This window comes from Synechococcus sp. H70.1 (assembly GCF_047502705.1).
Lineage (GTDB): Bacteria > Cyanobacteriota > Cyanobacteriia > Thermostichales > Thermostichaceae > Thermostichus.
In genome coordinates this window covers 1,269-11,472 of the sequence record NZ_JANSIV010000017.1, presented here as the reverse complement: position 1 = coordinate 11,472, position 10,204 = coordinate 1,269, and the positions used below count along the sequence as shown (strand labels likewise).

The 10,204-nt window shown below is 58.6% G+C and carries 9 protein-coding genes; 1 reads left to right on the top strand and 8 read right to left on the bottom strand.

Features of this window, described 5'->3' with window-relative positions:
- From csx18 to csx2, 8 genes are all read right to left on the bottom strand, one after another.
- The coding region (csx18, locus tag NW827_RS01215; RefSeq protein ID WP_414503242.1) for a CRISPR-associated protein Csx18 at nt 1-172 on the bottom strand (172 nt) is incomplete at its 3' end.
- A 30-nt stretch (nt 173-202) separates the two neighbouring features.
- Nucleotides 203-2,149: an RAMP superfamily CRISPR-associated protein gene (locus NW827_RS01210; RefSeq protein WP_414503241.1), complete on the bottom strand. Its 1,947-nt coding sequence runs from the start codon at nt 2,147-2,149 to the stop codon at nt 203-205.
- Between the two features lie 29 nt (nt 2,150-2,178).
- Entirely contained in the window at nt 2,179-2,820 is a 642-nt protein-coding gene (locus NW827_RS01205; protein ID WP_414503240.1) for a Uma2 family endonuclease, read from the bottom strand.
- The gene (locus NW827_RS01200; protein WP_414403461.1) at nt 2,820-3,212 is read right to left on the bottom strand and encodes a hypothetical protein; all 393 of its coding nucleotides are present in this window, start codon (nt 3,210-3,212) and stop codon (nt 2,820-2,822) included. The genes NW827_RS01205 and NW827_RS01200 overlap by 1 nt, the downstream gene beginning before the upstream one ends.
- A gap of 13 nt (nt 3,213-3,225) precedes the next feature.
- Nucleotides 3,226-3,996 (bottom strand): type III-B CRISPR module RAMP protein Cmr4, encoded by a 771-nt coding sequence (gene cmr4 / locus NW827_RS01195; RefSeq protein ID WP_414366230.1) that lies wholly within the window; start codon nt 3,994-3,996, stop codon nt 3,226-3,228.
- A gap of 44 nt (nt 3,997-4,040) precedes the next feature.
- Nucleotides 4,041-5,165, bottom strand: coding sequence for a type III-B CRISPR module-associated protein Cmr3 (locus NW827_RS01190; RefSeq protein ID WP_414503239.1), 1,125 nt, complete (start codon nt 5,163-5,165; stop codon nt 4,041-4,043).
- Entirely contained in the window at nt 5,162-8,152 is a 2,991-nt protein-coding gene (gene cas10, locus NW827_RS01185; protein ID WP_414503238.1) for a type III-B CRISPR-associated protein Cas10/Cmr2, read from the bottom strand. The genes NW827_RS01190 and cas10 overlap by 4 nt, the downstream gene beginning before the upstream one ends.
- Nucleotides 8,153-8,391: 239 nt before the next feature.
- Entirely contained in the window at nt 8,392-9,663 is a 1,272-nt protein-coding gene (gene csx2 / locus NW827_RS01180) for a TIGR02221 family CRISPR-associated protein (protein WP_414503237.1), read from the bottom strand.
- Between the two features lie 175 nt (nt 9,664-9,838).
- Between csx2 and NW827_RS01175 the strand changes: the two genes are divergently transcribed.
- On the top strand, nt 9,839-10,204 hold a 366-nt coding region (locus tag NW827_RS01175), incomplete at its 3' end, for a Uma2 family endonuclease (RefSeq protein ID WP_414503236.1).

Here is a 10,204-nt window from a genome sequence, read left to right as displayed (position 1 = left end):
TCTCCGTTAAGCTTCCAGAAAAGAAGCTGGCAATTGTAACCAGAATAGTGTTGGTAATCACGGCTGCCAGGCCCAAGGGGGCAATGAGCAGAATGACTAGTGTAATCAAGCCATTAATTGTAGCTGTAACAAGGTTTCTGAGAACTTTGGCTTTGGTCTTCTTTCTAGGCATGGTTTTCCCGAAAACTCTCCAAGATTTTTTCTATCTCAAGGGCCAGATTACTCCAAAGCTATCGGCACTTCTCTTGAGCTCGTCAAGATACCTTTTCCTAGGATCCGCCGTTGCTCCAAAAACGGTAACCACTTGGTAATCACCCAAATCGGCAATCCAAACTGGAGAGGGCAGAGCACCTCCCTGTACACCCCCACACAAGAATTTGTCGTACCGGCCTTCGCCCTGCCGGCCAAGACGATGCAAAGTGGCCAGGGCATAGGGTTTGTTAAAGTCTTCCTCGCCGCTGCAGACGACAATCTGGCAGTTGGCATCCACCGCTTGCAGCCATTTATCCCTGTCAACTCGGCCAACACTTCTTGGGCTATTGGGGTTAATAGCCTGCTTGGTCAGAGTCTTGAGAGCAGCAAAAAAGTTTTCCAGACGCTTTTGGAAAAGCTTCTGAAACTCAGCCACCGATTCCGGCAGCTCCCAAAAGGCATCCTTTGACGTGGGAATTAGGGTGGAGCCGCGCCACCAGGGAGCCCGCTCGCGGTTTTGGCGGGAGTAGCAGGGTCTTCTGGCCCCTTGGCCCACCCCTCCCAGATGGAACATCATCCAGGTGAGGTTGGCAAAGAGCTTTTTCACGGCCTCCTGCTCTGCTTGGGAGGCGTAATTTTGGCACTCCCCCGAAAGACTCAAGACGAGGATCCCTTCTTGTCGTCCGGCAGGTTTATTTCTTCCTTGCTGATTGGGCTCTGGCTCCGGCTGAGAGACTTTGCCATCTAGGAGATCTACATGGATCCAGCCGTGTTTTTGCTTAGGGGTGATGGCGCCAAAAAGTTGCCCTTCCCACTCCTGCACCTGATCGACCGGCAAAACTCCCAGGGCAAGGGTGCGGAACCAATAGCGCAGCATATTCTTAAAGGCCACGGGCCGCACTTCGGCGATGGATCGGTTGTCGTAGCGATTCCTATCAGGCCTCCAGTTGACTACCTGGCGCCCGTGAATGAGTTGGCCTTCTAGCTCAAAGGGCAGCCGCAAGAATTCTCCCTGGTACTTGTCGGGGGATCTTCCTGAGGAAACCAGCCGGCCGTAGCCAGTATTTACTTGGGATCCCACCCCTTGCTCCAAACCCCGGAGGAGCCATTGCTTAACTTGATCCAGCATCTCATCGGTGCAGCCGCTGCCTTTGCGCAGGCCAATCAAAAAAGTGGCTTGCTTGAGAGAGAAGAACAAGTTGGGGTTGGGCGAGTATTCAAGATTTTTTCCATTCCATTTCCAGACGTTATTAGCAATATCTACAGCCAGCCCCCCCGTTTTGGAATTATCGGGATCCTCCCGCCTTTGGGGCCGAGTGGGTACCGGATAGGCATCCAAAAAGATCACCTTGCCGGCGCTATCTTTTTCCTCAGCTTGTAGGTGGCCAAACCAAGGAGCTACAGCTTGGTCTGCTTGATCCCAAGATAGGTTACGCTCCTGCATTAGCTCCCGAATGGCCTGGGAGCGGGCCACACCGCGCAGGGTGGAGCCAGGAATGTAAGGGATCCCTAAGTGATCGAAAGCGGGGAGCAACATGCTCTCTGGGCCCTTGGCCCCACCGACTCGAATTCGCCAGGGACAGGTAACCTGAAAGGTGTCGCTGGCAAGGCGTCGGGTGCGCTCATTCAAAACTTTCAGGCGGGCTCCAAGGTTAATCGTTGTTTCCACTTGGTGCACCAGCTCCGCTTTGGTGCCGTCTTTAAAAGCATCGAGCGGCGCTCGCATCCAACGCAGATATTCAATAAAACCGGCGGTGGGATCCGGCCTGGGCGTGGGATCCAAGGGGTGACCCAGCCAAGGCGAGGGCTGAGGATTGTTGCCTCCTCCATTGCCTCCTCTAGGAGAATTGGGGCCTCGATTTTCCTGAGGCGGCCGGCGGCTGGGATCCCCTGGCCTGGGGGGACGAGCAAGCGGCTGAGGCGTGTTGCCAGGACGAGCAGGGCGATGACCGGTCATGGGATCTTCTCCAAAAGCGGGAAACAGGGTTAGGAATTGCCAAGGGTTTGGCGAAATTCACGCAACATGGTGCTGGTACCAATTTCTAGGGCGCGTCGAATGAGTTGAGGTACAAGATTGGGGATGTCGAAGTCTGGAAAAAGCCGGCTGCGGCTTGATTCTACGTAGTCTTCTCCCTGCAGAATAAAGATCCGCAAACTTCGCTCACCCAAGATCCAAACTTCCGGCACGCTGATGGCTCTATAGGCCTCGATAAAAGTTTGGGAAGTAACGTCGGACTCGATGGCCAAATCAGGTGGGGGCAACTGATCGACATCGATCCTGCCCTCGCAACCTCGCACCAACTCCAGGTGATTGACATAGAAGCAGGTGTCGGGCTCCACTCCAGCCCTGCCTGACTTTTTAAGGGTTGTTGAGCCAAAGTCTTCCCAATCTCTCCCCTGAGCATCTAAGAGAGCCTTTACAATGTCACTGGCAATGCGATGAAGGCGCTCGTGTTTGGATAAGGGAGACATGATCTCAAAAGTGCCATCGTAGTAGGCAATGCGAGTGTGGCGATCTTCGCCCAGCTCCTCCAGAATGCTCTCGCAGTCTTGCCAGGTAAGAGAATGAATAACCACTCGGCTGCCTTCTTGCAGGGAAATCGCTTGCAGGGGGATCGCGACGCCCATCACTCTCCTCCTTTGATGTCGTGGTAGATGGCCGTAGCCCAAAAGCCAAACTCCTGAGCCAAAGCCAGCCCTAGCCCTGTTAAACCTAGATACTCTTCAGCGCTCAATCCCATAAGACGATCCAGACCATTGGAGTTGGCAATTCCCTTTTGGCCAGAAATCTCTTCCAGACAACTAAAGAACTCCTTGACCACTTGCTTTTTGCCGTCTTGGCTGAGGGCATCTTCTTCTGCCTTAAGGCGCAGCAGGCCCCAGGTGGAAAGGTAGGTGTAGAGTTCCACAGCCTGGTTTTTCTGCTCTTTAAGCTTTTCTTGGTCTCTGGTTTGAGCCCTTAACTGGCGAAGGGATTCGTAAACAGGCTTGGCCAACGTGCGGGGATCAAAAGTTTCCATAAAACCTCCTCAACTAGTTCCAAGACAACTCGACAAAGCCCCGGCCTAGGCTCTCCTGACCGCCAATTTGCAGAAGCTGGTTATCCTGCAGAAGCTTCCGAAATTGCTCCACTGCTTTTTGGGAACTGCCATTGGCTTGGGCTGTTACCCCCCAGGTGAAGTACATCAAGCTATCGGGGGGGATGGCCTCTTCGTAGCGAAAGCCGCCTTCTACAACTTTGTGCTCGCTGAGCTTAACTTTCACCTGCCGCCACAGGCTCATTTGAATAAGGGTGGCACAGTGCTGATCCGGCAAAACGATGACGCGGGTGATGCTGGAAGACTTGACAAAGTCTTGCCAGTTGGCCCACTTTTTCAGGCCATTTTTCAGGATGGCATCCTTGAGGTAGAGGGGCCGGTTTGTCTCCAAGTTGGTGCTATAGGGATCCGGCACCTGCAACTGCTGGCCACTTAGCCGCAGCCAGCGCTTGAGCAAGAGGGGGCAGCTCATCCAGACTACGCCGTGGCTGAGGGAAGCCACCGGCACCCACAACAGGGATCCATCCCCAATCCAAATGGAGCCTTGGGTAAGCTGATCCCCCTCCCCAATTTCGTTGCCAAAGAGCTCAAACTTTAACTCTTTCTCAGCCACACTGGCCCGCAATTTGCCGCGGATGGTACTGGAAGGAATGTAGGGCAAGTTGGTGTGGGCTTCGCGGGCAATGCCCAAGAGGTTGCCTTCTTGGGTGGTGCCGCCGGTGTGCAGGGGGGTTAACAGGGTGAGATAAACCAGGTGAAAAGTCATCGAAAAAACACTCCTTATCGACAAAGAACAGGGCTGCAAAAGCATCAGTTGACCCAGGGCAGCCAGAGCAACTCGCTGTAGCCCAACAGCCGCCAGCGGTGGAAGACGTTGAGCCGGCCATCTTCCAGCTCCGGCTCGTCCTGCCCAAGGGGAGCCGGCTGCTCCAGGTAGTAGACGCTGCCGGGTGGGGCGGCAAACACTTGCGGAGCCGGTAAGCTGGTCTTGCGCGGCTCTGTTAGGGAATCCACCTGCAGGCGGCCGCTGATGGGAACTGGCTTGCCGGTGGCCACGCTTACCAGAGGGCCGGTGAGGGAGTGGGCAGGGTGGGGGGTGGCCAAGCGCCATTCCCAGGGCCAGGCGCGGCAGAGGGAGCGCCCATCCACCTTCTTGATAAACACTCCAGGCGTAACCAGGTAGGCCAAGGCCCGCCGGGTTTGCCGGAAGGTCTCTTGGGAGAGCTCCTGCAGCGCTTGCCACTGCTTGCCCAGCTTTGGGCAAGGGCCCAGGAGAGCGCCGTGGCCTTCTCCCCCCAGCCGCACCACAACTTCTTGCTCCAGAGGCAAGGGATCCCAGGTTTCGCGCTCGGGATCCCAGCACTCGATGGAAAGAGCCAGGCTCCAGCCGGCCTGCAGGCGGATGCAGGTTTCCACAAAGTAGCCATCGGTTTCTCGCACCTGACGTTTGCCTGCCTGCAGGGTGTTGTGGGGCCGCACCTCCGCCACCCAGGGGGGCGGAACGGCTTGAGCCAGATCCCAGCCCTTGCCCTGCAGCGCTTTTTGCACCGCCTGAAAGGGCAGGTAGCCGGCGGCCTTTTGCTTGGGGCTTGGCCGTTCCTCCTCCGGAGCTGCTGCTACCAAAGGGGCGGGCCGAGTGGGATCCCAACGGTAGCCGCTGTAGGAATGCTCCTCTTCCAGCCAGGGGATGGGCACCAGCGGCGATCCCTGGTCAAGGTGCAGAGGGCTGGGGAAGTAAAGCTGCTCATCCCAGCAGAGGAAGGGGCCGCGCAGGCGCAGGGTTGCCGGCTGGCCCAGGTGGGCCAGGATGGCTCCGGCCAGGGTGTGGCCGCTGGGCGGAAAGCCGCTGGTGGCCCAGGCCCGCTCCCCCGGCGCAAAGGGCCTGGCATCGCGAAACATCCACACATCCAAAGGCGAGAGCACAAACCAACTCATCGACCGTTCCTCCCCAATTTCACGGTGCGGTTGCGCAGCACAAAGGCCGCTAGCTTAAACCAGTTTTTGATGGCCAGATCCCAGGCTGCCGGCTGGGCGGGCAGGCTGTGCTGCCAAAAGTGCTGGATAAACTCGATTAGCTTGGCCTGGAAGCGATCCCTCTGCTCGCTTTCGCCGCCAAAGAGATCCCGGCGGCTACAGAACAAGCGGGCCCAATCGGGCACAGCTTCCAAGCTGGGGGCGGGGTGCTGCTCCCAGAGCTGGGCAGCCTGCTCAAACAGCGAGCTTTGATCCTGCTGTTGGCCCAGCAACTTCCAGTCAAAATCCAGCAGGTCTTTCCACTTGTCGAAGGTGTCGAACTTGCTGGTGCCCACCAGTTGGTTGCCGTTGGCAAACAGCACCCGCACCTGGACGCTGTCCTTGGGGCTGCCATGGGCATAAGCCTGCCCTTTGGCGCCTTTTTCTGCCTCCCAGAGATTTTCCAGGGCAATGGCCAAGGGCACCGAGTGGTGGGCAATCACCACACCAAAGCTAATACTGGCCAGGGATCCCAGGGTAAAAAGAGGGCGGCGGCTGAGGCCAGGCGGCAACTGCGCCTTTTGCCACTGCCAGTAGTCCCCTTCGTTGGCGAACTCCCGCCAGTCGTCTTCGCCGCCGCGGAAACACTGGCGGATGTCCCAGAGCCAGCCATCCCACTCCCAGAGGTTGGTGTAGGCCAAAACGTCGTCTCCCCCGGCGTAGATAAGCCTGCCGGCGTAGCGCTGCTCGGTGAGGTAGGGCACCAACTGGCCGGAAAAATCCAACAGGGCGCGGCTGAGGGCACTGTGGGTGGCCGGGCCCATGCGCTTGCGGCTGGTTTTAACAAACTCGCTGAAGGCGTCCTTGACCTGCTTGAGCTCCTCGGAGTTGATGACCTGGCCAATGGTGTCTTTGCAGCCATCGGCTAGGCGCTGCAGCGGCTGGGGTAGGTAGTCGTAGTAGGGTCGCATCTTCTCCCCCCTCAGCCACTGGCCCATGTCGTCGCCGTCGCCGGCGGCCAGCACGTACCAACTGGCGGGGTTGATGCTGGGGTAGTAGCGGCTGAGGGTGGCTTCTATCTCCTGGCGGCAGCGCTTCTGGGTTGCTGCGTCTACTTCCAGGTCTTCCACCAGCCAGCCGGCGTTGAGCAGCCGCGGGTGGTAGCGTAGGTTCTGCTGGTCGGCCCACGGGATCCCCCACTTGCCGCGCATCTCCCGCAGCACTTCCCGAATGCCGGGGTGGATGGCCTCAACGGCCCGGCAGGCTTGCTCCAAGTGCTCCTGCTCCCGTCGCCCGTGGGTTTTCAGGTAGCCGGCCACACCCGCGGTGAGATCGGGGTAGGAAGCGGCAATCTTGTCTTCATCGAGGTTGGGAAAGAGCTCCGGCAACACCTTGTCCAGGGCCCGCTTGACCGTTTCGGTGGCGTTGAGCTGCTCGCGGCCATCGAAAAGCCCCGCCTGCCGCTGCCAAAGCCGCCGGCTCTCCCCTTCGCCAATCCAGCGATCCCTGGGGGAAGGGTGAACCACCGGCCCCACGCCAGAGACAGTGCTGCGCGGTCCAAAGGCCACCGGCAGTTGCCAATCGCGGGCCTGTTTGCAGGCAGCCTGCAGCCGGCGCGTCGCCTCTACGGCTGCTGCCCACCAGGAGCCGACATTTAGCCCCGGCTTGCCCTGGCGGTGCTGCTGCTTTTGGGGATCCCAGAAGCTGATCCGCAGGAACTTCAGCTCCGCGTCGGCAAAAAGCTGCCGCTCTCCTGTTAGGTGGTAGGTGCGGTTTTGGGCGCTGACCCAGGGATCCCGTTCGACCGGCTCCTGGGACTTGAGGATGGTAGTGTCTTTGAGCCTTTGCTGGGGGGATCCCAGGGGTGCCGCTGCCCAGTAGAGCTGCCACTGGTGCTCCAGCCATCCCTTCCAGGTGGGATCCTCCGGGCGCAACTGCACCAGCCAGCGGCGCTCCAGTTGCAGGTGCTCCAGCGCTCTTTCGGCCAGGTGGCGCCATTCTTCTTTGAGGGTCTGCTGGGCCAACTGCATGGCCGCCTCCACCCGCTCTTCCGGCAACAGCAAGAGGATCACGTTGGGGAAGCCGGCGGTGAGCAGGGCGTGGGCAGAAGGCTGCGGGATCCACTCGGCAAATTTGGGGTACTTCTCCAGCAGCCAGGCATCGATCAACGGCTGGCCGTAGAGGCTGGGGTAGAGCAGGCAGTCGGGGCCGTATTTCTCCGCTAGGCGCCAGCAAAGCCGTGCCGAGAGGTAGTGCAACAGCCAGGATCCGGCCCAGAAATCCCGCATCTTGCGGCTGGCTTTAATCAGCTCCTGGATGGGGTTGAAGGTGAAGCTGGCCAAAAAGGGCCGCGTGAACTTGGGCTCGTCGTAGCCGGCCAAACAGCCCGCCAGGGCCGCCACGACACTGGTGTGGCTCCACAGGGATCCATCCGGCAGCCGCGTTTCCGCCGGCAAAAGCAGGAGGTTCTCATCGCCCAACTCCCGAACCAGCGCCTGGGGAAAACAGCGCCAGAACCACCAGAACACCTTCTGGATATCTTCCTCTTCTTGCCGGATCCAATCGGGAATCACCTTTTTCTCTAGCTGCATCAGGTGCTCGGCGCGGGAGCCGGCTTGCTGCAGGGCCCGGTGTTCCTCTTCGGGCAGTTGCCAAAAGCGCTTGCGCCCCGAAAGCAGATGGCTCATCTCCAGGCCCGGCCCCAGGCTGTGGCCGCGATCGGCTACCTGGTAGTCGATGGCAACCGGCAGGTGGCCAATGGCAGCCCGATCGCTGGCGGCGGCAACCAGATCCGCATCGCCAACGCTTGCTAGGAGGGATCCCTCTGCCTTGGGCGAGATCCACCCTTGCATCGCCGCTAGGTTTGGCCACAGCCCTTCCTTAGCGCGGCCAGAGGCGTCGTGGAGGGCCTTGAGGGCAGGGTCGTGCAGCAAACCCCAGAGCTTCGCTTGCCAGTAGTGATGAGACATGGTGTTTTCGCAGGAGAGTTAAAAACTGAACGCGCAAGAAACAAAAAAGTAAACAAAACCCCAACAGCCACCCGATACCTGGCTGCAGAAGCTACAAAACAAAATCCACCAATCCCGACCAGCCCTCAGGTTTCTTTAGTATTTCTCCAGCTCAGTAGGACTTGTACAAGCTAAGCCCCTGCCAACTGTTTGACCGAGCTTGAAAACCCAAAACCTGAGGGTGGGCCGATGTCTGTAGCCTACTGAGAAATGGAAGGATCCCCTTCCAATTCCCCTTCTGTCCGGGTCAATTCCGGAAACAGCGCCTCCAGCCTGGGCAGCAGATCCCGCAGCACAAAGCTCTCCAGAGCTTCGCTGGGAAGAGGTTCGGGATTCATCTGCACATGGGCCACGTCGTTGCGGTACTGGCTAAGGCGAGACCAAAGATCAGCAAGCTGCTGGACATCGGGAACGTGGGCGGCAATGGGAGGAAGAGACTGAGCCGGCTCCGCTTGCTGGATGAGGGATCCCAACTGCTGTTCAATTCCCTGCCGCGCTTCTCGTTTGCGGTAGTCTTGGATCCCCTCACAGAGGCAAAGGGCAGAAACCACCCACTCGCGGGCCAAGAGAAGGGCTTGGGTGGTGAAGCGCTTTTCCACATACCAGCGCAGCAGTTGAAAGTGCTTTTGAACTTGAGCTCGGCGATCCTCCTTCTGGTCTGCCGGCAGCGCCAGTTGGCTGTAGCTATCTTGAATGCTTTGCAGCAGCAGGCCAAAGGGCTTGGCAAATTGGCCCACCTCCTCTGCCAACTCCTGGGTGGAGTGCTTCTGCAACCTGGGCAGGTCGTCCTCCAAAAGGCTAACCGGCCTCACCAGCTCCAGGGAACGGGAGATGTCGCGGATGGCTTGCCCAAAGCTCTGCAGCCGGGTGGGCCTGGGATCCCCTTTGCCGGGCTTTTGCTGCCGGTAAAAGTCCCGTTGAACCCTGTCCAAAAGCTGTCCCAGCTCCAGGGCTGAGCCGGTGCTGATGAACTTGTCGGTGGCCGTCAGCCAGTCCAAAAGCCGAAGGGCGGGGGTGAGATCGATAATGGGGGTTTCTGCCTGACCAGGGCGGTAGAGGCCGTAGTAGAGCCCCTGGATCTCGACATTTTTGGCCTTGCGCAAAAGGGCAGCTCCCAAGAGCACCAGCAGGGGGATGGAGCGAAAGGCGTGGGTGATATCAAAAAACAGCCGGGTGTTGGGCTCGATGCTGTCAACCAGCACGTCGAAGATGGCCCAGGTCTCCGCCTCGGTTTTGCCCTCAGGAATGCCTTTGGCCACCTTCTCCACATGGGGAGGTAGATCTTCCTGCAGGCGGCTCCAGTGCTTGGCGCGGGCCTCTTCCGTCAGCAGGAGGATAATTCTGTCAATCTCAAAGAGCTGGCAGAGGGCTTTGGCAACGTAGCAGGTTTTCTCTGCCCGCCGCTCCCCAAAACAATACACCGTCTCGGTGTAATCGCCGGTGCCCAGGGTGGTCAAAAGGGTTTTAGCCATGGGGATCCTCGCGGTTGGGTCTGCAAAGCATCAAAGCACAACCGCCTGCAAGCTACCGCGACCTGGAAGCCCCCCCTTCACGAAAACAAGACGCCTTTTCCCAAGCAGTGAAGGTGGAAAGAGGCCAGAGTTAGCCTAGGAAGCAGTTGACCTCTAGAACGATGGGGATCCTGGCATGCTCTCGACCGAAAAGCTATCGATGACTCCTGAACAGTTTCTCGCCTTGCCAGAGGAAGATATTACCTACGAGCTGGTCGATGGGCAAGCTGTTCCCAAACATGAACCCATGTCGCCAAAGCGCTTCCATGCTCGTCTCCAGCCCATCCTTTGGCGAATCCTTGAGGACTGGTGCTCCGCTGCTGAGTGCCCCAAGCCGGGATCCGCTCATACTGAATGGGCAATTCTCCTTACCCGACAAGCACAGCCCTGGATCCCGATCCCAGACATCACCTACATCTCCCATGAGCGATTGCCAATTGAAGCCATGGCCGATGAGCCCTGTTCGGCCATTCCCGAACTGGTAGTGGAGATTCTTTCTCCC

Excerpts from the sequence above, each read along its gene's own strand:
- cas10 (WP_414503238.1), bottom strand. The coding sequence starts at position 8,152 with ATGTCTCATCACTACTGGCAAGCGAAGCTCTGGGGTTTGCTGCACGAC.
- NW827_RS01210 (WP_414503241.1), bottom strand. The coding sequence starts at position 2,149 with ATGACCGGTCATCGCCCTGCTCGTCCTGGCAACACGCCTCAGCCGCTT.
- csx2 (WP_414503237.1), bottom strand. The coding sequence starts at position 9,663 with ATGGCTAAAACCCTTTTGACCACCCTGGGCACCGGCGATTACACCGAG.
- NW827_RS01205 (WP_414503240.1), bottom strand. The coding sequence starts at position 2,820 with ATGGGCGTCGCGATCCCCCTGCAAGCGATTTCCCTGCAAGAAGGCAGC.
- NW827_RS01190 (WP_414503239.1), bottom strand. The coding sequence starts at position 5,165 with ATGAGTTGGTTTGTGCTCTCGCCTTTGGATGTGTGGATGTTTCGCGAT.
- NW827_RS01200 (WP_414403461.1), bottom strand. The coding sequence starts at position 3,212 with ATGGAAACTTTTGATCCCCGCACGTTGGCCAAGCCTGTTTACGAATCC.
- cmr4 (WP_414366230.1), bottom strand. The coding sequence starts at position 3,996 with ATGACTTTTCACCTGGTTTATCTCACCCTGTTAACCCCCCTGCACACC.